The organism is Saccharothrix hoggarensis, from assembly GCF_052936025.1.
The window spans coordinates 656,447-681,237 of the sequence record NZ_CP193624.1 but is presented as its reverse complement, the minus strand read 5'-3'; the positions used below and the strand labels follow the sequence as shown (position 1 = coordinate 681,237).

Sequence of the window (24,791 nt, the reverse complement as noted above, 5' to 3'; positions counted from 1 at the left end):
CCCGAGGTTAGGGCAGGGGTCCGACAGCTCAGAGCAGGCTCAGCTGGGTGCCCTTGCGCCGGCGCTTGGGCTGCGCGTCCCCGACCTGGTCGAACGCCTTGAGAGCGCTCAGGAACGGGGACTTCGGCCGCCCGGTCGTGTGGCTCAGGAACAGGTGCCGCTGCGCGCGGGTCATGCCGACGAACAGCAACCGGCGCTCCTCGTCCACCGCCTCCGGGTCGTCGGTCCCCGGCCGGCGCAGCGGCAGCAACCCGTCCTCGCACCCGACGATGAACACGACCGGGAACTCCAGACCCTTCGACGCGTGCAGGGTGAGCAGCGAGATGCGGTCCGCGCGCGGGTCCCACGTGTCCACCTCCACGCCCAGGGCGAGCGACGTGTGGAAGCGCTCGAAGTCCTCGCCGGACGCCGTGGCGAGGGGTTTCAGCAGCTCGTAGGCGGTGTGGTCGTCGCCCGCCACGGCACGCACGCGGTCGAGCACCGTCGCGCCGGCGGCGTACCGGAGGTCGTGCGCGATCCGCGCCACGCCGGGACGGTCGACCAGCCGGTCGTGCGAGCGCTTCTGGAACGGCAGGCCGGACTGGGTCAGTGCCTCGACCAGCGCCCGCGACTGCCGGTCCGTCCGGTACAGCACGGCGAAGTCGGAGAACCCCAGGCCCTGCGTGCCGTCGCCGACCACCCGCCCGCTGTCGAACGCGTGGAACGACGCCCCGCCGAGCACCTGCTCGACGGTCCGCGCCACGAACGCCGCCTCGGCCGACTCCGACGCCGCGTGGTGCACGCCGATGGGCGCGGCGCCGTGGTCGACCATCGGCCGCAGCTCCCGCCCCGGCACCAGGGACGACGGCGCGATCACCTCCAACGCGCCCGTCACGACCGCCGCCGACGACCGGTAGTTGCGGGTCAGGTGCACGGTCCGCGCGGTCGGGAAGTCCTCCCGGAACCGCAGGAAGAACCCGACGTCCGCGCCGCGGAACCGGTAGATCGCCTGGTCCGGGTCGCCGATCGCGGTCAGGTTGCCGTCGGCGGGCGCGAGCAACCGCAGCAGCCGGTACTGCTGCTCGTCCACGTCCTGGTACTCGTCCACCGACACCCACCGCCACCGCGCCCGGTAGGCGTCGACGAGCGCGGGCGAGCCCTCCAGCAGCGCCAACGGCAACGTGATCAGGTCGTCGAAGTCCACGAGGTCCTGCGCGCGCAAGGCTTTCTTGTACCGCTCGTCACCGGAGGCGACGAGCGCCCGCGCTTCCTTCTCGTCCGCGACGACCGACGACGCCACCGCCAGTTGGCGATCCGGGTCGGCGACGCCGAACGACGCCGACAGTCCCACCGACGAGTGGTGTTCCCGCAGGATCAGCACCCCGAGCGAGTGAAACGTCGCGATGGTCAGGTCGCCGACGGCGTCGGGCGCGAGGGCCGCCAGCCGTTCGGCCATCTCCTCCGCCGCGCGCCGGGTGAACGTGATGGCCAGGCACTCGGCGGCCGGCACGCCGCGCGCCGTCACCAGGTCCGCGATCCGGTGCGTCAACGTCCGCGTCTTGCCCGTCCCCGGCCCGGCGATGATCAGCAACGGCCCGCCGTCCACCTCGGCCGCCGCCCGCTGCTCCGGGTCGAGGCCGTCCAGCAACGACCCCGTGACGTCGACCGGGGCCGCGGGCGCCGCGGGCACGGGCTCCGCCGCGCGCTCCGGCGCCGGACGCTCCACAGTGGACCGAACGGGCGCGGCGCAGTCGAACAGCGCGAACGCCGACCGCCGCCGCTCCAACTCCCCCGGCTCGAACACCGTGATCACGCCGTACTCGCCGTCGTACCCGGAATCGCGCACCACCTCGCCGCGCCGCAGCCGGGCCACCGCCTCGCCCAGCAACGTCGAGTGCGCCGCGATGTCGTCCACCGGGACGTCCTGGAGGATCACGAGCTCCGGGCCGAGCGCCGCGGTCAGCCGGTCGACCTCGGCCAGCACCTTCTTGCTCTTCGGCCCGGTGCCGACGATCTCGCTCACGATCTCCGGCAGCGGCACGAGGCTGGTGAACCCGGCGGCTCCGGCCGGTCGCGACCCGGCGGGCCGGTCGGCCAGCTCCTCCACCCGGCTGAGCACGCCGACCGTCAGCGGCTTGCCGCACTCCGGGCAGATCCCGCGGTGCGCCAGCGTCTCGGCGGGCTCCATCCGGACGCCGCACTTGCGGTGCCCGTCGACGTGGTACTTGCCCTCCTCGGGGAAGAACTCGAGCGAACCGGCGAACCCGTCCCCGGTCTCCAGCGCACGCCGCACCGCGTAGTAGTCCAGGTCCGTGTCGAACACCGTCGCCTCACGGCCCAGCGCGGGCGGCGAGTGCGCGTCCGAGTTGCTGACCAGCCGGTACTTGTCGAGCCCCGACACCCGCCAGTTCATCGCCGGGTCGGACGACAGCCCGGTCTCCACGGCGAAGACGTGCGGTGCCAGGTCGGCGTAGCAGTCCTCGATCGCGTCGAACCCGGACTTCGAGCCGAGCACCGCGAACCACGGCGTCCAGACGTGCGCGGGCACGAGGTAGCCGCCGCACCCCAGCGTGATCTCCAGCAGGTCGCGCGAGTCGAGCCCGAGGATCGGCCGACCGTCCGAGCCCAGGTTGCCGATCTTGGCGAGCGTGGCGTTGAACCGGGCGGCCGACGCCAGGTCCGGCAGGTAGACGAGGTGGTGCACCTTGCGGGTCCGGTCGTCGCGCTTGTAGATCGTCGAGATCTCGACCGACAGCATGAACCGGACGGGCGCCGCCGCCAGCGACGGCGGGAGCGTGCGGTCGATCTCCCGGTCGAGGTCGTCGCGCAGCCGGTACAGGCCGGGCGAGTCCTCGACCAGCGTCTCGGTCAGGTGGTCGTACCACGCGGGGTGGGTGAAGTCGCCGGTGCCGACCAGCGAGATCCCCTTCCGGCGGGCCCACCACGTCAGGTGTTCGAGGTCGCAGTCGCGGCTGCAGGCCCGGGAGTACTTGGAGTGGATGTGGAGATCCGCCACAAAGCGCACCGCGCTGATCTTAGCCACGTGCCGTCCGCGTCCCCGCCACGTCCCGGCCACGCCTTCGCCACGTCCCGGCCGCGCCTTGGTCACGTCTTGGCGGCGCACGCATGGCGCGCTCGGCGCGTCACACTGGCGGTCATGGACGATCCTGCGGTGGCCGGGCGGGTGCTCGTCGTGGACGACGACGTGACCGTGCGCGACGTGGTGCGCCGGTACCTGGAGGTGGCCGGGTACCAGGTGGAGGTGGTCGGCGACGGCGAGAGCGCGTTGCGCCGGTTCGCCGAGCGCCAGCCGGACCTGGTGGTGCTGGACCTGATGCTGCCCGGCGTCGACGGGTTGGAGGTGTGCCGGCGGCTGATGGTCCGCAGCGCCGTGCCCGTGGTGATGCTGACCGCGCTGGGCGAAGAGGAGGACCGGATCGCCGGGCTCCAGCTCGGCGCGGACGACTACGTGACCAAGCCGTTCAGCCCGCGCGAGCTGGCGCTGCGGGTGACGTCGGTGCTGCGGCGGTCGCGGGTCGCGGCGGCGCGGTCGTCGTCCGTGCTGGAGGACGGCGGGCTGCGGGTGGACGTGGGCGCGCGGTCGGCGTGGCTGGACGGGCGCGAGCTGCCGCTGACCACCCGCGAGTTCGACCTGCTGGTGTTCTTCCTGACCCACCGCGGCACCGCGTTCAGCCGGGGCGAGCTGCTGTCTCGGGTGTGGGGCTGGGAGTTCGGCGACCAGTCCACCGTGACCGTCCACGTGCGACGGTTGCGGGAGAAGGTCGAGGCCGACTCGGCCCGCCCGACGCGCATCGCCACCGTGTGGGGCGTCGGCTACCGGTACGACGGCGGTGCGTGATGCTGGTCGAGATCTACCACATCCTGCCGTTCGCGGTGCTGTTCTCGCTGCCGTTGGCGCTGCTCGGGGCGTTGGTGCTGCGGAAGCTGTGGAACGGGTCGCTGGCCACGGCGCTGACCGTGCTGGCGATCGTGCCGGTGGTGGCGACCGTCGGCGGCGTGCTCGCGGTGAGCGGGTTCATGTTCACCCCGATCCTCACCACGACCGTGCTGGTGTGCCTGCTGGTGGCGGTGGTGACGGTGCCGACCGCGGTGCTGCTGGGGCGGGCGCTGGCGCGGCGCAGCGTGTGGGAGCGGGAGGCGCGGGCGCGGGAACGGGCCGCCGAGGCGTCGCGGCGGGAGCTGGTGGCGTGGATCAGCCACGACCTGCGCACACCGTTGGCGGGCATCCGGGCGATGGCCGAGGCGCTGGCGGACGGCGTGGTGTCGCGGCGGGACGAGGTCGCGGACTACGCGGGTCGGATCTCCGCCGAGGCGGAGGCGCTGTCCGGGATGGTGGACGACCTGTTCGAGCTGTCCCGGATCACGGCGGGCGCGTTGCGGCTGACGTTGTCCGAGGTGCCGCTGGCGGACGTGGTCAGCGAGGTGGTGGCGGCGGAGGGGCCGGTGGCGTCGCGCAAGGGCGTGCGGCTGGAGGCGGACGCGACGACGTGGCCCGTGGTGCTGGGCAGTGACCCGGAGCTGGCGCGGGTGGTGCGCAACCTGCTGTCCAACGCGATCCGGCACACGCCGCCGGACGGGACGGTGGCCGTGCGGGTGGACGTGGACGGCCCGTCGGCGCTGCTGCGCGTGGACGACGCGTGCGGCGGCATCCCGGAGGACGACCTGCCGCGCGTGTTCGACGTGGCGTTCCGCGGCACGCCGCACCGCCGGCCGGTGGGCGGAGGGTTGGGGTTGGCGATCGCGCGCGGGCTCGTGGAGGCCCACCAGGGCACGATCGACGCCCGCAACCACGGGCGCGGCTGCCGGTTCGAGGTGCGGCTGCCGCTCAGCGCCGGCGGTTCGCCGCGCACCGCTTGACGTGCCCCGGGGGTGGGTCGGCGCGGTCCGGTGTGATGACAGCGTGACGTCACGGAACCGCGAGATCCACCGATTGGCTACGGTGACGCGCATGGAACGCAGCGCGCAGCGCCTGGGACGCGCCCTTGTCGTGATCGTGGACGACCGTGTGGCGCACGGTGAGCACGACGACAGCACAGGACCCCTGGTCACCGAGTTGCTGGAGGAAGCAGGGTTCATCGTCGACGGCACCGTCGCGGTGGAGGGTGAGGTCGTGGGCATCCGCGCCGCACTGAACACCGCCGTCATCGGTGGCGTCGACCTGGTGGTGACCGTCGGTGGCACCGGTGTGTCGCCGCGCGACGTCACGCCGGACGCCACGCAGGGCGTGCTCGACCGGCCGATCAGCGGTATCGCCGAGGCGCTCCGGGCGTCGGGGTTGGCGGCGGGCGCGGTCGACGCGGGCATCTCGCGGGGGCTGGTCGGCGTGTCCGGCAGCACCCTCGTGGTGAACCTCGCCGGGTCGCGGTCGGCGGTGCGGGACGGCATGGCGACGTTGTCCGCGCTGGTGCCGTACGTGATCGAGCAGCTGTCGGGGCTGGACGAGTCGTGACCGAGCCGGCTGACGACGCCGACGCCACCCCTCCCGCGGCGGCAGCCGCCGATCAGGCTGCCGCGGCCGCAGCAGCTTCGGCTGATGCGGCTTCGGCTGCGGCTGCGGCTGCCTCTGTCGCGGAGGAGGCGGCGCGGCGTCGTCGGCTGGCGGAGGTGTTCGGCGACGTGCTGCCGGGGAGCTCGTCGGACGAGCCGCGCCCGACCGGGCGCGACGACCGGTGGTACGAGGAGAACCGGCCGCCACACCACGGCGGGTAGCGGCCGGGCCGCCCGGCGACCGGTCTCCGTCGAGCCGGCGCGGGGCCGAGCGATGACGGACGATGGCGGGCGACGGTGGGCGATGGCCGGGCGGCGCCTTGGGCGGCCCGGCCACCTCCGGTGTCCGTGGGACGACCCGTTCGCGGGATCGTCAGTCCTGGCGCTGGCGCTGCGCGGCGAGCAGGTCGCGGATCTCCTTCAGCAGCTCCACGTCGGTCGGCTCGACCGGGCCGGCTTCCTCTCCGCGCTTGCGGCGCTCCTTCAGCTTGTTCATCGGCAGCACGAAGATGAAGTAGACGATCGCGGCCACGATCAAGAAGTTGATCACCGCGGTGATGATCGCGCCGAAGTCGATGATGGTCTTGTCGCTCTTGCCGAGCTGCACCGCCAGGCCGTTCACGTTGTTGCCGCCGAACAACGCGATGATCGGGTTGATCAGGTTCGTGGTGAACGCGGTGACGATGGCGGTGAACGCGGCGCCGATGACCACGGCCACGGCCAGGTCGATCACGTTGCCGCGCATGAGGAAGTCCTTGAAGCCCTTGATCACAGTCGACTCCTCCGTTCGGGGGTATTGGGGGGCTAGCGGAGGGTAACGGCAAAGCACGCTCGCAGTAACCCAACAGAGCGTGTGTCGCCCCAACACCACCCTCACGCGGGTTACCCCACCCCACCCGAACCACCCCAACACCACCCCACACCACCCTTTCCACGGTCATCCCCCGACCGCCGCCCCTCGCCACCTCCGCCCCGCCGCGCCACGCCACAGCGGCCGGCCCAGCGACCGCCGGAACCGCACCGGGTTCGCTCGCCGGTCATGCCAGCACCGGGTTGCGGTGAGTGGGATGACAACGACCGGCCCGACGCAGGCCGAATGCGGCACCAACCACGACCACCCGAAGCACGATCGCGGCGGCAACAGACATGCCTTTGGCGATCAGCGGGCGGCGGGCAACGGGTGGCGGGCCACGGGCGGGGGTGGCGGTCGCGGTGGCGACCGGCCGTGATCGCAGGCCGCTGCGGTGGCGGCGGGTGGCGGGCCGTCGCGGCGGTGGGCTGCGGTCGCGGTGGGTGGCTGCCGTTGTGGTGAGGGTGAGGGTTAGTGGTGGGTTACGGCTACTGGGTTGGCCAGGGACTCCGAGGCGATTCGGTGCGCCGCCTCGCGGTTGGCGGAGATCACCACCACCTCGTCCCGCACGGCTACCACCGAGGCGTCCGTGGCCAGCACGCGCGACTCCGCGCCGACCACGTCGACCCGGCTCCCCGGCCGCAGCAAGCCCGCCACCCCGGCGTCCGCGAGGCGCACCGCCACCGACGAGACGTCCGGGTCGGATGGTCCTAGTCGGGCATCCGTCAGGGGTTCGCCCGCTCTCGCCGCGGACACCAGCGTTCGGCCCAGCGCGTCGGGCCGGGTGACGGTTCCGGTTGGGGACAGAGACGGCGGCATGGCTACCGCGCGGACGTCCTCGGCGGTCAGGGGGACGTTCGGCGGGAGGTCGCGCGCGGCTACCAGGACGTCGACCGTGGGACTGGGCGGCAGCACGGCCAGACCCACGGCGACCAGGGCCAACAGGGCCGCCAAGATCCTTCTGAGGTGGAGGGGCATGGGGTCGACGTTAGGGACGTCAGCGCCCTGCCGACAGCAGGAATCCCCGAGTTGTGGACAACTCGGGGACCTGTGGAGAACTGCCCTACGACGCGGCGGCGGCCGGAGTGGAGGACGACGACGAAGAGGAGGAAGAAGTCGACTCGCTCTTCGTGGAAGAGGTGGAAGACGAGGACGGAGCGGAGGTGGACGACGAACGGCTGTCCGTCCGGTAGAAGCCGCTGCCCTTGAACACGACGCCGACCGCGCCGTACAACTTGCGCAGCCTGCCGGAGCACTCGGGGCACTCGGTGAGCGCGGAGTCCGAGAAGGACTGCACCGCGTCGAACCGGTGGTCGCACTCGGTGCAGGCGTACTGGTAGGTCGGCACGGTGGGCCCTCCACGAGTCCGGTTTGGCACTCCTCCGTCACGAGTGCCAACAACGATGATGCGCCAACGGGCACACGTGGCGCAAACATCACAGGTCAACGTCACAACGGCAGTCGAACCAAGCCCGATCCGGGCGTCAGCACCGCATCCATCCGGACATCGTGCGGTTCGGCCGGCAGTGACGGCACGAACTCCTCGTCCCGCACAAGGGCCACCAACGGACCTGTGGACAACGTCAACGCGCGGTCGTAGTAGCCGCCGCCCTTGCCCAGCCGCACCCCGGAGTGGTCCACCGCCAACGCCGGCACCAGCACCAACGCCGCCGAGCCGACCGCCGCCGCACCCAGCAACGGCCCCACCGGCTCATGCAGCCCGAACGCGCCCGGCCGCAGCTCCCCGTCGTACGCGGCCCAGTCCAGCGACGAGCCGACCACCACCGGCAGCAACACGCGCAGCCCGCGATCCCGCAACGCGTCGAGCATCTCCACCGACCCCGGCTCCGACGGCGCGGCAACGTACGCGCACACCGCCTGACCGGCCGAAACGCCGAAAGCAGCAACGGCGATCAGCACTTCGGCCGCCATCGCGGGCATGACCGCGCTGCGACGAGCGGCTCGCAACCGTGTGCGCAGCGTCGTCTTCCGATTACGTTCACCGGACGTCATGGCAGGTCACCCTAAGCGCGCCGTTACGCTCGCAGGCCATGAGCGCCTTCCAGACAGCAATCGTGCCGGCGGCAGGCTTGGGCACCCGCTTCCTGCCCGCCACCAAAGCGGTGCCCAAGGAACTGCTGCCGGTCGTGGACACCCCCGGCATCGAACTCGTCGCCACCGAGGCCGCGGAGGCGGGCGCGACGAAGCTCGTGATCGTCACCTCCCCCGGCAAGGACGCGGTCGCGGAGTACTTCCGCCCGCAGCCCGAGCTGGAGCGGACGCTGGAGGAGCGCGGCAAGACGGACCTGGTCGAGAAGGTCCGCCGCGCCCCGAGCCTGCTCGCCGTCGAGACCGCCATCCAGGACAAGGCCCTCGGCCTCGGCCACGCGGTCGGCTGCGCGGAGGGCAACCTGACCGGCGCGGACGAGGCGGTCGCCGTCCTGCTCCCGGACGACCTGGTGCTGCCGACCGGCGCCCTGAAGAAGATGGCCGCGGTGCGCGAGAAGTTCGGCGGCAGCGTGCTGTGCGCGTTCGACATCCCCAAGGACCAGATCTCCGCCTACGGCGTCTTCGACGTCCGCGACACCGGTGACGACGACGTCAAGCAGGTCGTCGGCATGGTGGAGAAGCCGAAGGCGGAGGACGCGCCGTCCACGTTCGCCGCGGCCGGCCGCTACCTGCTCGACCGGGCCGTCTTCGACGCCCTGAAGCGCATCACGCCGGGCGCGGGCGGCGAGCTCCAGCTCACCGACGCCATCGCGCTGCTGATCAACGAGGGCCACCCGGTGCACGTCGTCGTCCACCGCGGTGGGCGACACGACCTGGGCAATCCGGGTGGATTCCTCAAAGCTGCGGTTGACTTCGCACTTGAGCACCCGGACTACGGGCCCGACCTGCGGGAGTGGTTGCGGGAACGCCTCGGCAACTCCTGAACGAGGGTCAACTATGAGGTCAGTGGACGAGCAGCTCGCCAGGGTGGTCGCCGCCGCGGTGCGGCCCGCCCCCGTGCGGGTGGCGATCTCGGAGTCGCAGGGCCTGCTCTGCGCCGAGGAGGTCGTCGCCGAGCGGGCGTTGCCCGGTTTCGACCAGGCGGCGGTCGACGGTTACGCGGTGCGCAGCGTGGACGTGCAGGCCGCCAACGAGGAACCGGTGCAGCTGCCGGTGGTCGGCGAGATCCCGGCCGGGTCCCGCCAGCCCCGGCGGCTTCAGCCGGGCCAGGCGGTCCGGGTCGCGACGGGCGCCCCGCTGCCCACGCTGGCCGACGCCGTGGTGCCCCTCGGCTACACCGACGGGCACCCGGCGAAGGTGACCGTGCACCGCTCGGTGCCGTCCGCGGCGTACGTGCGGCGCACCGGCGAGGACGTGCAGACCGGTGACGTCGCCGTGCGCCGCGGCGCGTCCATCGGCGCGGCCCAGGTCGGCCTGCTCGCCGCCGTCGGCCGCAACAAGGTGCTGGTCCACCCCCGGCCGCGGGTGTCGGTGATCTCGGTCGGCGAGGAGCTGGTCGACGTCGACCGCACCCCCGGCCAGGGCCAGGTGTACGACGTGAACTCGTACGCGCTGGCCGCCGCCGCGCGGGACGCGGGCGCCGAGGTCAGCCGGGTCGGCATCCAGTCGTCCGACCCGCGCCGGCTGCACGAGGTCGTCGAGGGACGGTTGCTGCTGTCCGAGATCGTGGTCGTCGCGGGTGGCGTCGGGGGCGTCATCGGCGACGAGGTGCGGGCGGCGCTGGCCGACCTGGGCGACGTCGACGTGACGCGGGTGGCCATGCACCCCGGCTCGGTGCAGGGCTTCGGCCGGCTCGGGCCGGACGCGGTGCCGACGTTCCTGCTGCCCGCGAACCCGATGAGCGCGTTGGTCGTTTTCGAAGTGCTGGTGCGTCCGCTGATCCGGGCCGCGCTGGGCAAGCGCAACCCGTACCGGCGGGCGGTCAGCGCGCGGCTGCTGTCGCCGCTGACCTCGACCAAGGGCCGGCGCGGCTACCTGCGCGGCCAGCTGCTGCGCGACGCGGACAACGGCGAGTACCTGGTGCAGCCGCTGGGTACCTCCGGGTCGCACCTGCTGGCGTCGTTGGCCGAGGCGAACTGCCTGATCATGGTCGACGAGGACGTGACCGACGTGGCGGTCGGCGAAGAGGTCATGGTCAGCTTCCTGGCGCAGAGGGGCTAGCGGCGGCAGGGCGGGAGCAGAAGGGGTCAGATTGAGTCTGGCGTGGGAAGGCGGCCGACATCCCGGCTGGCCCGCGCGGCTCGGACCGCTGAGGGTCGACGCCGGTGTCGTGGCACTGCGCCCGCCGAAGCTGTTCGACGCGTCCGCGTGGTCCCGGACGAGGCTCCGGGACCGGGCGCACCTGGAGGACTGGGAGCCCACGGCGGTCGAGGGCTGGCAGGAGCGCAACGCCCCGCTGGCGTGGCCGGCGCAGTGGTCGTCGCTCAAGGCGCTGGCCCGGCGCGGGCAGGCGCTGCCGTTCGTGATCACCGTGGACGGCGCGCTGGCCGGGCAGATCACCGTCGGCAACGTCGTGCGCGGCTCGCTGCGGTCGGCGTGGGTCGGGTACTGGGTGGCGGCCGACCGGGCGCGCGGCGGCGTGGCCACGGCCGCGCTCGCGCTCGTGGTCGACCACTGCTTCGGCGAGGCGGGCCTGCACCGGCTGGAGGCGACCGTCCGGCCGGAGAACACGGCCAGCCTGAGGGTGCTCGCGAAGGCCGGTTTCCGGGAGGAAGGGCTGTTCCTGCGGTACCTCGACGTGGCCGGCGACTGGCGGGACCACCTGTGCTTCGCCATGACGTCGGAGGAGGCGTCGCCCGACGGCCTGGTACGCCGATTGGTCGCGCGGGGATACGCCCGAACTGCCTGATCCTGGGGCCGTGCGGCTTATTCGGATCACCCGAAAGTGGGTGATACACCACACTTTGGTACGTACGCCGGTCGGCGTGCCTCCGACACAGGTGTGACTGTTGTGACTAGCGTGGCAGACGCACCGAGCGCGCCGCGGGGTAGGGGGAGGTGACGGGGATGCCCAGCTCGCTGATCGTCGTGGGACTGGTGGTGGCCTGGTTGGTCGTCCTCGTCCCGATGGTCGCGCGCAAGCGCGCCGACGCGACGCGCGGCAGCATGGAGGAGGAGTACGACGCCATGCCCGAGGTCGACACCGAGTTCACCGAAGCCGAGTTCGAGGACTACGACGAGTACGACGACGAGCCGGAGGTGGACGACTTCGTCCCGCACCGGCCGTTCCGCCCCGGCCGCGGCGGCTACGACCCCGAGACCGCGGCGATCGTCGCCCAGGCGAAGTACGCGTTCCGCCGGCGTGTCGTCGGCACGCTCCTGCTGATCGCGCTCGTCACCGGCGTCGTCGCCGGCGTGCTCTACCCGCTCGCGTGGTGGGGCCACGCGGCGGTCGACGTGACGCTCGTCTCCTACCTCGGCTACCTGCGCCGCCAGGTGCGGATCGAGGAGGAGATCCGCGCCCGCCGGGTCGCCCGGCTCGCCCAGGCGCGCCGCCGCACGGTGCGCCACAGCGGTCCGGCGCGCCCGCACGCCGCGGCGTCGGCCGCCCAGGCGGCTCAGGCCGGTCCGGCGGCTCCGGCCGCCCAGGGCCAGGGCCAGGGCCAGGACCAGGCGTCCCGCGAGCAGTCCGGCCTGCCCCCGCAGCCGCGCTTCCACCACCAGGTCCGGCCCGGCACCGTCGTGGTCGACCTGGACGACGAGGACCCGTTGTTCGTCGAGCTGGACGGCCCCGAAGCCCTCCCGTACCGGCGGGCGTCGGGCGAGTAGAGGGGGGTGGCAAAACCACCCCCCGGCTACTGATATGCTTCCTCCCGCACGACAACAGAACACGGGGCTGTAGCGCAGTTGGTAGCGCGACTCGTTCGCATCGAGTAGGTCAGGGGTTCGATTCCCCTCAGCTCCACTCGTCGAGGGGCGAGGTGTGTTTGCGGAGAACGCAAACCTCCTCGCCTCGTCGCATTTCCTGGGGGTGCAATCCCCAGACCCCGCCCGGAGGGCTTCGCCCCCGGACCCCCTTGCGGTGGTCCCCGCTGGGAGTAGGCGCCTGTGAGGTCTACACACGACACAGCACGCCAAGGGCGGGAACCGGTTCGTTGGTTCCCGCTCTTCGGTGTTGACGGTTCCGCCGGGGCGTAGTGGTGGCCACGGGGTGGTGTGTCCGGTGTGGACGGTGAGAGGCCGCACTGCCGGCAGGTGGAGGCGGTACCTGCCGGTGTGCGGCCTCGACCGGCTCGGGGCACGTGAGCCGGGGTTCGGTGGGTCAGCGGATCTCGACGGGCTGGCTGCCCAGGGTGACGTCGACCGTGCGCTCCTTGCCGATGGTGAGCTGGACCTTCTCGCCCGGCGCGCGGGAGCGGACGGCGGCCACCAGGGCGTCCGAGCTGTCCACGGGGCGGTCGCCGAACTTGGTGATCACGTCACCGGTCTTGATCCCGGCCGCCTCGGCGGCGCCGCCCGCCGTCACGTCGCGGACCAGCGCGCCGCCGTCCGGGGCGTCGCCGACCTGCACGCCGAGCACGGTCTGCGTGGCCTTGCCGGTCTCCGACAGCTCCTTGGCCGTGCGGCGGGCCTGGTCGATGGGGATGGCGAAACCGATGCCGACCGAGCCGCCCTGCGACGACTGGCTGGAGTTCGGGCTGTAGATGGCCGAGTTGATGCCGACGACCTGGCCGCGCATGTTCACCAGCGGGCCGCCCGAGTTGCCGGGGTTGATCGCCGCGTCGGTCTGGATGGCGTTGAGGACGGTGTCCGGGGTGCCCTGCTGGCCGCCGGCCCGGACGGGCCGGTTGAGCGAGCTGACGATGCCGGACGTGACCGTGCCGTTGAGGTCGAACGGGGAGCCGACGGCGACGACCTGCTGACCGATCTTCAGGTCGCCGGAGTTGCCCAGCTCGGCGGTGGGCAGGCCGGAGACGTCCTCCATCTTCACCACGGCCAGGTCGGACGACGGGTCGCGGCCGACGATCCGCGCGTCGAACGAGCGGCCGTCCTGGAGCTGGACCTTCATCGGGCCGCCGTCCGCCGCCGCCTCGACCACGTGGTTGTTGGTGAGCACGAGGCCGTCGGAGCTGAGCGTGAACCCGGACCCGGCGCCGCCGGTGACCTGCACCTGGACGACGGTCGGCAGCACCTTCTGGGCGACCTGCTCGATGGAGCCCTCGGGCGCGTCGGACGTCTGGTGGGCGGGCGGCGCCTGGTTGAGCGCGTTGGTGACGGGGCGCGCGTCCTCGGCCGCCTGGTAGCCGACGTACCCGCCGACGCCGCCCGCGAGGCCGCCGACCGCGAGCACGAGCGCGGCGACGCCCGCGGTGACCTTGTTCCGGCCGCGGGGCCGCAGGACGGTGGGGGCGGAGTTCGGCGGCAGGTAGTAGCGCCCGGACGAGACGTGCGGGTCCGGCTGCGCCGACCCCTGAGGGGTGGGGGTCGGCGAGCCGGTGTGGTCCTGGGCGGCCTGGTGCGGCACGCCGTACGGACCGGTGTGCTCCGGGTGCCGGAAGCCTCCCTGCCAGGCTTCCGGCCCGGTTGCCGGTAGACCGGCGCCGCCCTGCACGGCGCCGGCCTGACCGGTTCCCGACTGGCCGGCGGCACCCTGCGAGGCGGCCGGCGAGCCGAAGTCGTCCGAGCGGTCGGCGCTCCACGCGGCCGGCGACCCGGGTTGGGGCTGACCGGCGGCCTGGGCGGCCGGCGAGCCGAAGTCGTCCGGGCGGCCGACGCGCTCCCACGCGGCCGGCGCCCCGGTGTGCGGGTGACCGGCGGCCGGTGAGCCGGGGGCCGGCGCACCCCCGGCGGTTCCCGTCGAGGTCACGCTGTCCGGGCGGAGGGGGCTGTCCGCGGGCTGGGACGCCGCGCCCTCCGCTCCCGAACCCGGCTGTCCGACGCCCGTCCCCGGAGCGTTCGGAGAGCCGAAGTCGGCCGGGCGGCCGGTGCTGCCCTGCACAGCACCCGCCGACCCGGCGTCCGACCGACCGGCCCCTGCCGCCGGTCCGTCGGCGTCCTCCGGTCGCGCCGGGCCTCCCTGCCAGGCACCCCGCGCTCCGGTGGACTCCGGCGCACCGCTGCCGCCCTGCACGGCACCGGTTCCGCCGGCGTGGTCATGACCGGGATCGCTCGCACCACGCGCCCACGGGCTCTGCGGCGGCTGAGGCTGCGGAGACTGCTGCGGCTGCTGCGGCTGCTCGTTCTCGGTCATGTCCACCACTCTGCGGTGCCCGCCTGAGAGGAGGCTTAAACGAAACTGGGCATCAGTTGTGAGAGTGGCGGCCCCCGCCGGACGTGAGCGGCCGTCAGGACTCGCGCAGCCGCTCCGCGATCTGCTCGGGCGTGGCGTCGTTGATCCACACGCCCATGCCGGACTCGGAGCCCGCCAGGTACTTGAGCTTGTCCGCCGTGCGGAGCACGGAGAACACCTCCAGGTGCAGCCACGACAGGTCGCGGCCGGTGCGCACCGGCGCCTGGTGCCACGCCGCGATGTACGGCAGCGGACGCTGGTAGAGGGCGTCCAGCCGGTGCAGCACGGTCAGGTAGAGCGCGGCGAAGTCGTCCCGCTCGGCGTCGGTCAGCGAGGGCAGGTCGGGCACCTGGCGGTGCGGCACGACGTGCACCTCGACCGGCCAGCGGGCCGCGGTGGGCACGAACGCCGTCCAGTGCTCCCCCTCGGCGACGACCCGCGTGCCGGCGGCCCGCTCGGCCGCCAGGATGTCACCCATCAGCGGACGACCGTGGGTCTGCTGGTACTCGGCCGCGACGCTCAGCATGCGCTCGGTCTTCGGCGTCACGAACGGGTAGCCGTAGATCTGCCCGTGCGGGTGGTGCAGCGTCACGCCGATCTCTTCGCCGCGGTTCTCGAACGGGAAGACCTGCTCGACGCCGGGCACCGCGTTCAGCGCCTCCGTGCGGTCCGCCCACGCGTCCACGACCGTGCGCACCCGCGAGACGGGCAGCGAGCCGAACGACTGGTTGTGGTCGGACGTGAAGCAGACGACCTCGCACCGGCCGCGCCCCGCCGCCCGCGCCACCATCGGCATTCCGTCCACAGTGGACGGAAGGTCGGGCACGTCCGGCGCGAACGACGGGAACCGGTTCTCGAACACCACGACGTCGTACGACGACTCGGGGATCTCGGTCGGCTTGCCCGGCGTGGTCGGGCACAGCGGGCACAGGTCGGCCGGCGGTTTGTACGTGCGGGTCTGCCGGTGCGCGGCCATCGCCACCCACTCGCCCGTCAACGGGTCGCGCCGCACCTCCGACAGCGGCTGGGTGCGCGGCAGGTCGCGCGTGTCCACCGCCTGCCTCGGCGGCGGGTCGGTGGTGTCGTCGAAGTAGATGATCTCCCGACCATCGGCAAGTTTCCCCGCCGTGCGCCTCACGCCAGTTCCTCTCCGCGTCCCGGCACGTGCGCCAGGACCAGTTCGCCCACCTGCTCGCCGAGCACCGTCCGCGCGGGCTCGGCCAATCCCTCGTCGCTCACCAGCACGTCCGCCTCGTCCAGCGCGGCGATCGTGGAGATGCCGACGGTGCCCCACTTGGTGTGGTCCGCGACCACGACCACCCGACCGGCCGCGTCGACCAGCGCCCGGTCGGTCTCGCTCTCGTTCAGGTTCGGCGTGGTGAAGCCGGACCGCTCGGCCATGCCGTGCACGCCCAGGAACACCACGTCCAGGTGCAGCGACCGCAGCGCCTGCACGGCGACCGGCCCGACCAGCGCGTCCGACGGCGTCCGCACACCGCCGGTGAGGACCACCGTGCGGTCGGTGCGCCCGCTCTGCTGGAGCACGTCGGCGACCCGGATCGAGTTGGTCACCACGGTCAGGTCCGGGATGTCGTCGAGGAACCGCGCCAGCGTCCACGTCGTGGTGCCCGCGGACAGGCCGATGGCCGTGCCGGGGCGCACCAGGCCCGCGGCGAACGCGGCGATGGCCTCCTTCTCCGGCAGCTGCCGCACGGACTTCGCCTCGAACCCCGGCTCGTCGGTGCTGCGGCCGACCACGGACGTGGCGCCGCCGTACACCTTCTCCACCAGGCCGCGGGCGGCCAGCACGTCGAGGTCGCGGCGCACGGTCATGTCCGACACGCCCAGCCGGACGACGAGGTCGCTCACCCGCACCGCGCCGGTCCGGCGGACCTCTTCCAGGATCACCGCTTGCCGCTGGCGTGCCAGCACGTCACACCTCTTCCCTGAGCACGACCACACCGCCGGCGGGCACGACCACCCGGCCGGTCGCGCGCTCGCCGGACAGCAGCTCCACCCCGGTCGCGGACAGCTCCGCGTCCCGGTCCCCGTGGTTGATCGCGACCAGCCACGAGCCCGCCTCGCCGCGCCGCCGCACCACCTCGACGCCCTCCGGGCCGGTGGGCACGCCCGCGTGGTCGAGGGCGGCCCGGACCAGCCGGTCCAGCCCGTCGCCGGTGAGGCCGCACGCCAGGTACCAGGCGACGCCCCGGCCGTGCTCGTTGCGGGTCACGGCGGGCACGCCGGGCAGCGGGCCGTCGGTGTAGGAGGCGAGCACCTTCGCGCCGTCCGCGTGCACGTGCTCGGTCCACACGGTCGCCGAGGAGCCGTCGTCCAGCGTCACGGTCTCCCCCGCGCGCAGCGGGTGGAACTCCTCCGTCCGCACGCCGAGCAGGTCGCGGAACGCGCCGGGGTAGCCGCCCAGGTGCACGTGCCCGCGCGTGTCCGTGACGCCGGACAGGTAGGTGACGACCAGGTGGCCGCCGGAGCCGACGTACTCGGCGTACGGCGTCGCGTCGTCCACGGCGTACAGCGCGGGCGCGAACACCAGCGGGTACGTCGACAGGTCCGCGCCGGGCGGCACGAAGTCGACCGTCACCCCGGCCCGCCACAGCGCGCGGTACAGCCCGAACACGACCTCCGGGTAGCGGACGTCGACCGTCGGGTGCCCCGGCTGCCGCAACGCCCACCACGACTGCCAGTCGAAGACGACGGCGACCGGCGCGGTGACGGTGGAGCCGACGACCTCGGCGATCCGCCGGTACTCGGCGCCCACCTGCTCGACCTCGCGGTACACCTTCGTGTCCGGGCCGGCGTGCGGCACCATCGCCGAGTGGTAGCGCTCCGCGCCCGCCCGCGACTGCCGCCACTGGAAGAACAGCGTGCCGTCCGCGCCGCGGGCCATGTGCGCGAACGAGTTGCGCCGCAGCTCGCCGGGCAGCTTGGCGACGTTGCGCGGCTGCCAGTTCACGGCCGACGTGGAGTGCTCCATCAGCAGCCAGGGCTTGCCGCCCGCGAGGCCGCGCACCAGGTCGGCGGAGAACGCGAGATCGATGTGCCGCTCGGGGTTCTCGCCGAACGTGTAGTGGTCGTTGGACACGAAGTCGACCTCGGCGGCCCACTTCCAGTAGTCCAGCTCGCCGAAGCTCGCGACCATGAAGTTGGTGGTCACCGGCACGTCCGGGGTGACCTCGCGCAGCACGTCCCGCTCGGCCGTGAACAGCGCCAGCAGGGCGTCGGACGAGAACCGGTCGAAGTCGAGCAGCTGGCCGGGGTTGGGGCCGGTCGGCGTCGCGCGCGGCGGGAGGACCTGGTCCCACTCGGTGTAGCGCTGGCTCCAGAACGCGGTGCCCCACGCCTCGTTCAGCACGTCGAGGCTGCCGTGGCGGGTCCGCAGCCACTCCCGGAACGCCACCGCGCACCGGTCGCAGTAGCAGCGGGGGACGTGGCAGCCGTACTCGTTGCCGACGTGCCACGCGGACAGGGCCGGGTGGTCGCGGTACCGCTCGGCGAGCGCGCGGGCGAGCGCGACGGCCTTCGTCCGGTAGACCGGCGAGCTGGGGCAGTAGGACTGGCGCGAGCCGTGCGTGAGCCGGACGCCCTCGGCGGTCTCCGGCAGCACCTCCGGGTATGCGGTGGTCAGCCACGGCGGCGGCGACGCGGTCGCGGTGGCCAGGTCGACCCGGATACCGCCCTCGTGCAGCCGGTCGAGGACGCGGTCGAGCCAGCCGAACTCGTAGCGGCCCTCCTCGACCTCCAACAGAGCCCACGAGAAGATGCCCACGCTGACGAGGTTGACCCCGGCGCGCCGCATGAGCGCGACGTCCTCGGCCCACACGTCCTCGGGCCACTGCTCGGGATTGTAGTCGGCGCCCCAGGCCAGGCCGCCCACGCCGTTGGGCCATGTCGTCATAGCCGCAAGCGTGACTCACAGTGAGGCCAAACGTCAACACACTCCAACAAAGTCGATCGTTTGCCTCTGTTCGGCGGTACAAGATCGAAAGGTTTCGATGCTACGTCAGGTCACCGCTATTCGGCCCGTAGCCACAGCGTTAACGGCTCGGTAACACCGCTTGACACGACCTGTGTTGCAGACCACATTGTGCGCAATCTTGTTTGACTCCGTGTTCGGTGTTCGGTTGATTCGGTCGAGTGTCACCCGTAGGAGCGACGATGACGAGGTTCTCCACCAGCCCCCACCCCCTGCTGGGCCGACGGGCCCTGCTGAAGGCGATCGTCGCGGGTGCGGGCATCGCGGCCGTCCCCGGTCTGGCCGCGTGCGGCTCCGGTGACGGCGGCGGCGCCACCGACGCGGTGACGTTCGGCAACAACGCGTCCGACCAGGTGCCGAAGGACGCGATCACGGCGGCGCTGAAGGCGTTCGAGGACGAGTCGAAGCTCAAGGTCACGATCAACACCAAGCAGCACGAGCAGTACCAGGAGCAGATCAACAACTACCTGCAGGGCAGGCCGGACGACGTGCTGGCCTGGTTCGCGGGCTACCGGATGCGGTTCTTCGCCGAGAAGGGCCTGACCGGCGACCTGAGCGAGGTGTGGTCGAAGGTCTCCGGCGGCTACGAGCCCGCGCTGAAGGAGGCGTCCACCGCCTCGGACGGCAAGCAGTACCTGATCCCGTTCACGCAGTACCCGTGGGGCATGTTCTACCGCAAGAGCGTGTGGCAGCAGCGCGGGTACGAGGTGCCCAGGACGTTGGACGAGATGGTCGCCCTGTCGGGTCGGATGCGGGCCGACGGCCTGGTGCCCATCGCGTTCGCGCAGAAGCAGGGCTGGCCCGGCATGGGCACGTTCGACCAGCTGAACTTCCGCATCAACGGCTACCAGTTCCACGTCGACCTGATGGCCGGCAAGGAGGACTGGCAGAGCCCGAAGGTGCGCGAGGTGTTCGACACCTGGAAGCGCCTGCTGCCGCTGCACCAGGAGAACGCGCTCGGCCGCGAGTGGCAGGAGGCCGCCCAGTCCCTCCAGCAGGGCAAGGCGGGCATGATGCTGCTCGGCTCGTTCATCGCCCAGCAGTTCAAGGGCGAGGAGGAGGACCTCGACTTCTTCCCGTACCCGGAGATCAACCCGGAGCACGGCCAGGACACGGTCGAGGCGCCGATCGACGGCTACATGATGGCGAAGAAGCCCGCCAACCCCGAGGGCGCGAAGAAGCTGCTGGAGTACCTGGCGGCGCCGTCCGCGCAGCTGCTCTACACCAAGGCGGACACGGGCGTCATCGCCACGTCGAACAAGGCCGACACGTCCGGCTACAACTCGCTGCAGAAGAAGGCCGCGCAGGTCATCAAGGAGGCCGCGCACATCACGCAGTTCCTCGACCGCGACACCGACCCGCGGTTCGCCAGCGACGCGGCCACCAACGGGCTGAACGCGTTCATCCAGAACCCCGACGACATCGACTCGATCCTCAAGGGCATGGCGGACCAGGCGAAGACGATCTTCACGGGGTGACGGCGTGACCGCGTTGCAGTCCCCTCCCGAACCCGCCGGGACGGCGGAGCCCTCCCCGTCGTCCCGGCGTTCCCGGCGCCGCGCCACCGCGCTCGCGCCCCGTGACAAGCTCGTCCTCGGCCTGATGCTCGGCATCCCGTCGCTGGTGCACCTCGCGCTCGTGTGGGTGCCCGCGCTGGGCTCGATCGCCCTGTCCTTCAGCTCGTGGGACGGCATCGGCGGGTTCGAGGACGTCGAGTGGGTCGGCTTCCAGAACTACGTCGACATCTTCACCCGGTACCCGCGGTTCTGGCCCGCGCTGCGGCACAACCTGATCTGGCTGCTGTTCCTGATCGTCGTGCCGACCGTGGCCGGGCTGCTGCTCGCCGTGCTGCTGGACCGGCAGCTCCGGTTCGGGCGGATCTACCAGAGCGCGCTGTACCTGCCGATGGTGCTGTCGCTGGCGCTGGTCGGGTTCATCTGGCAGCTGATCTACCAGCCCGAGCAGGGCCTGCTGAACAACGTGCTCGGCACGGCGTCGACGGACCCGGTGAACTGGCTCGGCGACCCGGACATCAACCTGTACGCGGTGCTGGTCGCCGCCGGCTGGCGGCACACCGGCTACATCATGCTGCTGTACCTGGCCGGGCTGAAGTCCGTCGACCCGGCGCTGAAGGAAGCGGCGGCGCTGGACGGCGCGAGCGCCGCGCAGACGTTCTTCCGGGTCACGTTCCCGGTGCTCAAGCCGGTGAACGTGGTGGTGCTCGTGGTCACCGTGATCGAGGCGCTGCGCGCGTTCGACATCGTCTACGTGATCAACAAGGGGCGCAACGGGCTGGAGCTGCTGTCCGTCCTGGTCACGGACAACATCATCGGCGAGTCGAGCCGGATCGGGTGGGGTTCCGCGCTGGCGGTCATCCTGCTGCTGATCTCGCTCGGGTTCATCATCACCTACCTGTTCCAGGTGTTCCGCGAGGAGGGACGGGCGTGACGCCGCGACCGCAGCAGGACCGGACGCGGCAGGACCGGCCGCACCGGAACCGACCGGACCGGAACCGACCGCGGCCCAAGGGGCCTGGCCACAACCCGGTGGCCCGCGCGGCCCTGCACGCGTTCCTCGTGCTGACGTGCCTGGCGACCCTGGCCCCGCTGCTGTGGGCGCTCTACGCGTCGCTGCGCACGTACGACGACACCGCGCGCAACGGCTACTTCTCGCTCGCCGAGAGCCTGACGTTCGACAACTTCACCAACGCGTGGACGCAGGCCGACCTGCCGCACTACTACCTGAACACGCTGGTCGTGACGCTGCCGGCGCTCGTGCTGGTGCTGCTGCTCAGCTCCATGGTGGCGTTCGGCCTGACCCGGTTCAGCTTCCGGTTCAACCTGGTCCTGCTGATGCTCTTCACCGCGGGCAACCTGTTGCCGCAGCAGGTGATCGTGACCCCGCTGTGGCGGCTGTACCTGCTCACGCCGGTGCCCGAGTGGCTGAGCGACAGCGGCGTCCTGCTCGACTCGCAGCTCGGCCTGGTGCTGATCCACGTGGCGTTCCAGTCCGGTTTCTGCGTGTTCGTCCTCAGCAACTACATGAAGACGATCCCGCACGAGCTGAGCGAGGCCGCGCGGGTCGACGGCGCCGGCGTGTTCCGCCAGTACTGGCAGGTGATCCTGCCGCTGTGCCGGCCCGCCCTGGCGGCGTTGGCGACGCTGGAGTTCACCTGGATCTACAACGACTTCCTCTGGGCGCTCGTGCTGATCCAGACCGGCGACAAGATGCCGATCACGTCCGCGCTGCAGAACCTCAAGGGCACGTTCTTCGTGGACAACAACCTGGTGGCCGCCGGTTCGCTGCTCGTGGCGCTGCCCACCCTGGTGGTGTTCTTCGTGCTGCAACGCCACTTCATCGGCGGCCTGACCCTCGGCTCCACCAAGGGCTGAGCCGCGCCCTGTCGAAGCGCCCCGGCACGCGTGCGCCGGGGCGCTCTTCGGCATTCAGGAGGACATCTGGTTCGCCGTCGCGGACGGCGTCGGCACCGGCGTGGGGCGTCCGGGGAGGCGGAGGGTGAACAGCGCGCCGCCCTCCGGGGCACGGCCCACGTACGCCATGCCGCCGTGCCGCTCGGCCACCTGCTTCACGATCGCCAGGCCCAGGCCCGAGCCGGGCAGCGTGCGCGCCTCGGAGGAGCGGTAGAAGCGCTCGAAGACGTGGGGCAGGTCGGCGTCGGCGATGCCGGGGCCGGAGTCCGCCACCTCGACCACGGCGCTGCCGTCGCCGAGCTGCCGCAGGGACAACCGGACCACGCCGCCGGTCGGGCTGAACTTCACCGCGTTGTCCAGCAGGTTCAGCACGGCGCGTTCCAACGCGCTGGAATCACCGAGCAACGACCACGGCTGCACCTCCACGACGAACTGCACGTCGCTCGCGCGCCGCTTCGCCCGGTCCAGCGCGCGCTCCACCACCTCGACCAGGTCGACCGGCTCGTGCACGACCTGCGGCGCGTCCTCGCGGGCCAGCTCGACCAGGTCGCCGATCAACGTGGTCAGCTCGTCCAGCTGAGCCCGGACGTCGGCGTTGATCTCCGCCTTGTCCTGGTCGGACAGCGTCGGCGAGTCCGGCTGCTCGGACGCCAGCAGCAGCTCCAGGTTCGTCCGCATCGACGTCAACGGCGTGCGCAGCTCGTGCCCCGCGTCGGCGACCAGCCGCCGCTGCCGCTCCTGCGACTCGGCGACCGCGCCCAGCATCGCGTTGAACCGCTGCGACAGCAGCGCCAGCTCGTCGTCGCCGGACACCGGGATGGGCCGCAGGTCACCGGTCATCGCGACCCGTTCGGTGGCCTCGGTCAACCGCTGCACGGGCCGCAGCCCGGTGCGCGCGACCGCCGTGCCCGCCGCGGCGGCGACCAGCACGCCCAGCCCGCTGATCACGAACAGCACCACGGACAGCTTGCCCAGCGTGGTGTTGAGCGGCTTGGTGGACTGCGCGATCACCATCGCCTGGCCGTCGCCGTAGGGCACGGAGATCACCCGGAAGTCGGTCCGGGTGTCGGTCCAGATGTTCTCCAGCGCCGTCCCGCGCGCCACGTCGAGGTCCGCGGGCTGGGTGGGCGGCGCGACCGTGCCCTTCGGGTAGAGGATGCGCCCGCTGACGTCCAGCACGCCGATCCGGATGTCCCCGGCGGCGAGGAACGCGCCGGGGATCTCGGTGACGTCGTTGTTGACCTTCGGCGCGTTGACCGCGGCGCCCGCGCGCTGCCGCAGGTTGTCGTCCATCTGCGAGTGCAGGTTCTGGCTCACCGTCATGTACGCGCCGAGCGAGACGACGGCGACCGCGCCGGCGACGCAGAACGCGGCGAGGAGGGTGACCCGGGCGCGCAGCGAGACGCGCTGGAACCGCCCGTTGGCGGCACCGATCACGGAGGTGTCTCCCGCAGCACGTAACCCACCCCGCGCACGGTGTGCAGCAGCCGGGGCTCGCCCTCGGCCTCGGTCTTGCGGCGCAGGTAGCCGACGTAGACCTCCAGCGCGTTGCCCGAGGTCGGGAAGTCGTAGCCCCAGACGTCCTCCAGGATGCGGCCGCGGGTCAGCACCTGCTTCGGGTGCGCCAGGAACAGCTCCAGGAGGGCGAACTCGGTACGGGTGAGGCTGATCGGGCGGTCGCCGCGCCGCACGTCGCGCGTGCCGGGGTCCAGTTCCAGGTCGGCGAACCGCAGCACCGCGCCCGCCGGCTCCGCGGCCTCCGAGGCGGCCCGCCGCAGCAGCGCGCGGAGCCGGGCCAGCAGCTCCTCCAGCGCGAACGGCTTGGGCAGGTAGTCGTCGGCGCCGGCGTCCAGCCCGGAGACCCGGTCGGACACGGCGTCACGGGCGGTGAGCACGAGGATCGGCAGGTCGTCGCCGGTGCTGCGCAGCCGGCGGCACACCTCCAACCCGTCGAGCCTGGGCATCATCACGTCCAGCACCATGGCGTCGGGGCGCTGGGAGACGACGGACTCGAGAGCCTGCCGGCCGTCGCCGGCCAGGTCGACCTGGTAGCCGTTGAACTGCAGTGAGCGACGAAGCGACTCACGCACGGCCCGGTCGTCGTCGACAACGAGGATGCGCATGGGGTTCAGTCTTGCTCCTGGTCCTGAGAGCCGCCTGAGAAGGGCGTGTGAGCTAGCCGTCAAGCCTGCGGGCCACCGGGGCGTTCCACCGCCGCCACATCGCCAGCAGGCGCAGTCCCACGATCAGGGCCGACGCGACCAGCGTCACCGGCACGGCCGGCAGCCCGAGGTGATCACCCAGGGCGACCACGACGGCGCCGACCAGGGCCGCGACGGCGTAGATCTCCCGGCGCAGCACGAGCGGGATCTCGCGCAGCAGCACGTCCCGCAGCGCGCCGCCGCCGATGCCCGTCGTCATCCCGACCAGGCACGCGGCGTACGGCGGCGCGCCCAGCGCGAGCGCGGTGGTCGTGCCCGCGGTGACGAACAGGCCGAGCCCGATGGCGTCGAGCAGCAGCACCGCCCGCCACAACTTCGCCACGGTCGGGTGAAACCAGAAGACCACCAGTCCGGTGACACCGGCGACGGCCAGGTACGGCCAGCTGACGAGCGCCGCGGGCGGGTGCACGCCGAGCAGCACGTCCCGGACGATCCCGCCGCCCAACGCGGTGGTCAGCGCCAAAACGATGACCCCGAACACGTCGAGCCGCGCGCGCACCGCGGCCACCGCCCCGGAGGCGGCGAACGCGGCGATACCGACCAGTTCCAGCGCGGCGAGCAGCACGGCCGG

The 24,791-nt window shown here is 72.2% G+C and carries 22 protein-coding genes and 1 tRNA gene; 11 read left to right on the top strand and 12 right to left on the bottom strand.

Features of this window, described 5'->3' with window-relative positions; all coding sequences use genetic code 11:
* Positions 1–28: 28 nt before the first annotated feature.
* A complete protein-coding gene (locus tag ACRAKH_RS03410) occupies positions 29–3,004 on the bottom strand; it encodes a UvrD-helicase domain-containing protein (RefSeq protein ID WP_447009615.1) in 2,976 nt (991 codons plus the stop codon).
* 132 nt (positions 3,005–3,136) lie between these two features.
* Between ACRAKH_RS03410 and ACRAKH_RS03405 the strand changes: the two genes are divergently transcribed.
* The 3 genes from ACRAKH_RS03405 to ACRAKH_RS03395 all read left to right on the top strand — a co-directional run bounded on the left by ACRAKH_RS03405 (position 3,137) and on the right by ACRAKH_RS03395 (position 5,449).
* Positions 3,137–3,838: a response regulator transcription factor gene (locus ACRAKH_RS03405; protein ID WP_380726650.1), complete on the top strand. Its 702-nt coding sequence runs from the start codon at positions 3,137–3,139 to the stop codon at positions 3,836–3,838.
* A complete protein-coding gene (locus ACRAKH_RS03400; RefSeq protein ID WP_380726648.1) occupies positions 3,838–4,857 on the top strand; it encodes a sensor histidine kinase in 1,020 nt (339 codons plus the stop codon). The genes ACRAKH_RS03405 and ACRAKH_RS03400 overlap by 1 nt, the downstream gene beginning before the upstream one ends.
* A 91-nt stretch (positions 4,858–4,948) precedes the next feature.
* A complete protein-coding gene (locus ACRAKH_RS03395; protein WP_053719418.1) occupies positions 4,949–5,449 on the top strand; it encodes a MogA/MoaB family molybdenum cofactor biosynthesis protein in 501 nt (166 codons plus the stop codon).
* Positions 5,450–5,860: 411 nt separating this feature from the next.
* On the opposite strand, the gene mscL is transcribed toward ACRAKH_RS03395, so the two are convergent.
* The 4 genes from mscL to ACRAKH_RS03375 all read right to left on the bottom strand — a co-directional run bounded on the left by mscL (position 5,861) and on the right by ACRAKH_RS03375 (position 8,350).
* Positions 5,861–6,259, bottom strand: a complete 399-nt coding sequence (gene mscL, locus ACRAKH_RS03390) for a large-conductance mechanosensitive channel protein MscL (protein WP_380726646.1) — start codon at positions 6,257–6,259, stop codon at positions 5,861–5,863.
* 549 nt (positions 6,260–6,808) lie between these two features.
* Entirely contained in the window at positions 6,809–7,315 is a 507-nt protein-coding gene (locus ACRAKH_RS03385; protein WP_380726644.1) for an SAF domain-containing protein, read from the bottom strand.
* A gap of 85 nt (positions 7,316–7,400) precedes the next feature.
* Positions 7,401–7,685: an FmdB family zinc ribbon protein gene (locus ACRAKH_RS03380; RefSeq protein ID WP_380726642.1), complete on the bottom strand. Its 285-nt coding sequence runs from the start codon at positions 7,683–7,685 to the stop codon at positions 7,401–7,403.
* Positions 7,686–7,786: 101 nt separating this feature from the next.
* On the bottom strand, positions 7,787–8,350 hold the full coding sequence (locus ACRAKH_RS03375) for a 5-formyltetrahydrofolate cyclo-ligase (RefSeq protein WP_380726640.1): 564 nt from the start codon (positions 8,348–8,350) through the stop codon (positions 7,787–7,789).
* Positions 8,351–8,388: 38 nt separating this feature from the next.
* Between ACRAKH_RS03375 and ACRAKH_RS03370 the strand changes: the two genes are divergently transcribed.
* The 5 genes from ACRAKH_RS03370 (at position 8,389) to ACRAKH_RS03350 (ending at position 12,251) form a co-directional block, all read left to right on the top strand.
* Positions 8,389–9,270, top strand: coding sequence for a UTP--glucose-1-phosphate uridylyltransferase (locus ACRAKH_RS03370; protein ID WP_380726638.1), 882 nt, complete (start codon positions 8,389–8,391; stop codon positions 9,268–9,270).
* 13 nt (positions 9,271–9,283) lie between these two features.
* Positions 9,284–10,507 (top strand): molybdotransferase-like divisome protein Glp, encoded by a 1,224-nt coding sequence (gene glp / locus ACRAKH_RS03365; RefSeq protein WP_380726636.1) that lies wholly within the window; start codon positions 9,284–9,286, stop codon positions 10,505–10,507.
* 31 nt (positions 10,508–10,538) lie between these two features.
* Complete coding sequence (locus ACRAKH_RS03360; RefSeq protein ID WP_380726634.1) at positions 10,539–11,195, top strand: GNAT family N-acetyltransferase; 657 nt, start codon at positions 10,539–10,541, stop codon at positions 11,193–11,195.
* A 158-nt stretch (positions 11,196–11,353) separates the two neighbouring features.
* Complete coding sequence (gene sepX, locus ACRAKH_RS03355) at positions 11,354–12,115, top strand: divisome protein SepX/GlpR (protein WP_447009614.1); 762 nt, start codon at positions 11,354–11,356, stop codon at positions 12,113–12,115.
* A 63-nt stretch (positions 12,116–12,178) separates the two neighbouring features.
* Positions 12,179–12,251 (top strand) — tRNA-Ala (locus ACRAKH_RS03350).
* A 357-nt stretch (positions 12,252–12,608) separates the two neighbouring features.
* Here the strand turns inward: ACRAKH_RS03350 and ACRAKH_RS03345 are convergent.
* The 4 genes from ACRAKH_RS03345 to ACRAKH_RS03330 all read right to left on the bottom strand — a co-directional run bounded on the left by ACRAKH_RS03345 (position 12,609) and on the right by ACRAKH_RS03330 (position 18,489).
* Positions 12,609–14,153: a trypsin-like peptidase domain-containing protein gene (locus ACRAKH_RS03345; protein WP_447009613.1), complete on the bottom strand. Its 1,545-nt coding sequence runs from the start codon at positions 14,151–14,153 to the stop codon at positions 12,609–12,611.
* A gap of 478 nt (positions 14,154–14,631) precedes the next feature.
* Entirely contained in the window at positions 14,632–15,714 is a 1,083-nt protein-coding gene (gene galT, locus ACRAKH_RS03340) for a galactose-1-phosphate uridylyltransferase (RefSeq protein ID WP_380725480.1), read from the bottom strand.
* On the bottom strand, positions 15,711–16,508 hold the full coding sequence (locus ACRAKH_RS03335) for a DeoR/GlpR family DNA-binding transcription regulator (protein WP_380725478.1): 798 nt from the start codon (positions 16,506–16,508) through the stop codon (positions 15,711–15,713). The genes galT and ACRAKH_RS03335 overlap by 4 nt, the downstream gene beginning before the upstream one ends.
* A gap of 1 nt (position 16,509) precedes the next feature.
* A complete protein-coding gene (locus ACRAKH_RS03330; RefSeq protein ID WP_380725476.1) occupies positions 16,510–18,489 on the bottom strand; it encodes a beta-galactosidase in 1,980 nt (659 codons plus the stop codon).
* Positions 18,490–18,749: 260 nt separating this feature from the next.
* Between ACRAKH_RS03330 and ACRAKH_RS03325 the strand changes: the two genes are divergently transcribed.
* From ACRAKH_RS03325 to ACRAKH_RS03315, 3 genes are read left to right on the top strand one after another with little or no spacing between them, the layout of a single operon-like run.
* Positions 18,750–20,045: an ABC transporter substrate-binding protein gene (locus tag ACRAKH_RS03325; protein ID WP_380725474.1), complete on the top strand. Its 1,296-nt coding sequence runs from the start codon at positions 18,750–18,752 to the stop codon at positions 20,043–20,045.
* A gap of 4 nt (positions 20,046–20,049) precedes the next feature.
* Positions 20,050–21,015 (top strand): carbohydrate ABC transporter permease, encoded by a 966-nt coding sequence (locus ACRAKH_RS03320; RefSeq protein WP_380725472.1) that lies wholly within the window; start codon positions 20,050–20,052, stop codon positions 21,013–21,015.
* A complete protein-coding gene (locus tag ACRAKH_RS03315) occupies positions 21,012–21,959 on the top strand; it encodes a carbohydrate ABC transporter permease (RefSeq protein WP_380725470.1) in 948 nt (315 codons plus the stop codon). The genes ACRAKH_RS03320 and ACRAKH_RS03315 overlap by 4 nt, the downstream gene beginning before the upstream one ends.
* A 54-nt stretch (positions 21,960–22,013) precedes the next feature.
* On the opposite strand, the gene ACRAKH_RS03310 is transcribed toward ACRAKH_RS03315, so the two are convergent.
* The 3 genes from ACRAKH_RS03310 to ACRAKH_RS03300 are packed head-to-tail and all read right to left on the bottom strand — an operon-like array spanning position 22,014 to position 24,785.
* Positions 22,014–23,435, bottom strand: a complete 1,422-nt coding sequence (locus tag ACRAKH_RS03310; RefSeq protein WP_380725468.1) for a HAMP domain-containing sensor histidine kinase — start codon at positions 23,433–23,435, stop codon at positions 22,014–22,016.
* On the bottom strand, positions 23,432–24,121 hold the full coding sequence (locus ACRAKH_RS03305; protein ID WP_380725466.1) for a response regulator transcription factor: 690 nt from the start codon (positions 24,119–24,121) through the stop codon (positions 23,432–23,434). The genes ACRAKH_RS03310 and ACRAKH_RS03305 overlap by 4 nt, the downstream gene beginning before the upstream one ends.
* 52 nt (positions 24,122–24,173) lie before the next feature.
* Positions 24,174–24,785: a trimeric intracellular cation channel family protein gene (locus ACRAKH_RS03300; RefSeq protein ID WP_380725464.1), complete on the bottom strand. Its 612-nt coding sequence runs from the start codon at positions 24,783–24,785 to the stop codon at positions 24,174–24,176.
* Positions 24,786–24,791 lie beyond the last annotated feature (6 nt).

What these genes read in the sequence shown, in the direction of transcription:
- ACRAKH_RS03405 (WP_380726650.1), top strand. Translation starts at nt 3,137, where the DNA reads ATGGACGATCCTGCGGTGGCCGGGCGGGTGCTCGTCGTGGACGACGAC.
- ACRAKH_RS03400 (WP_380726648.1), top strand. Translation starts at nt 3,838, where the DNA reads ATGCTGGTCGAGATCTACCACATCCTGCCGTTCGCGGTGCTGTTCTCG.
- ACRAKH_RS03395 (WP_053719418.1), top strand. Translation starts at nt 4,949, where the DNA reads ATGGAACGCAGCGCGCAGCGCCTGGGACGCGCCCTTGTCGTGATCGTG.
- ACRAKH_RS03385 (WP_380726644.1), bottom strand. Translation starts at nt 7,315, where the DNA reads ATGCCCCTCCACCTCAGAAGGATCTTGGCGGCCCTGTTGGCCCTGGTC.
- ACRAKH_RS03375 (WP_380726640.1), bottom strand. Translation starts at nt 8,350, where the DNA reads ATGACGTCCGGTGAACGTAATCGGAAGACGACGCTGCGCACACGGTTG.
- ACRAKH_RS03370 (WP_380726638.1), top strand. Translation starts at nt 8,389, where the DNA reads ATGAGCGCCTTCCAGACAGCAATCGTGCCGGCGGCAGGCTTGGGCACC.
- glp (WP_380726636.1), top strand. Translation starts at nt 9,284, where the DNA reads ATGAGGTCAGTGGACGAGCAGCTCGCCAGGGTGGTCGCCGCCGCGGTG.
- sepX (WP_447009614.1), top strand. Translation starts at nt 11,354, where the DNA reads ATGCCCAGCTCGCTGATCGTCGTGGGACTGGTGGTGGCCTGGTTGGTC.
- ACRAKH_RS03330 (WP_380725476.1), bottom strand. Translation starts at nt 18,489, where the DNA reads ATGACGACATGGCCCAACGGCGTGGGCGGCCTGGCCTGGGGCGCCGAC.
- ACRAKH_RS03325 (WP_380725474.1), top strand. Translation starts at nt 18,750, where the DNA reads ATGACGAGGTTCTCCACCAGCCCCCACCCCCTGCTGGGCCGACGGGCC.
- ACRAKH_RS03305 (WP_380725466.1), bottom strand. Translation starts at nt 24,121, where the DNA reads ATGCGCATCCTCGTTGTCGACGACGACCGGGCCGTGCGTGAGTCGCTT.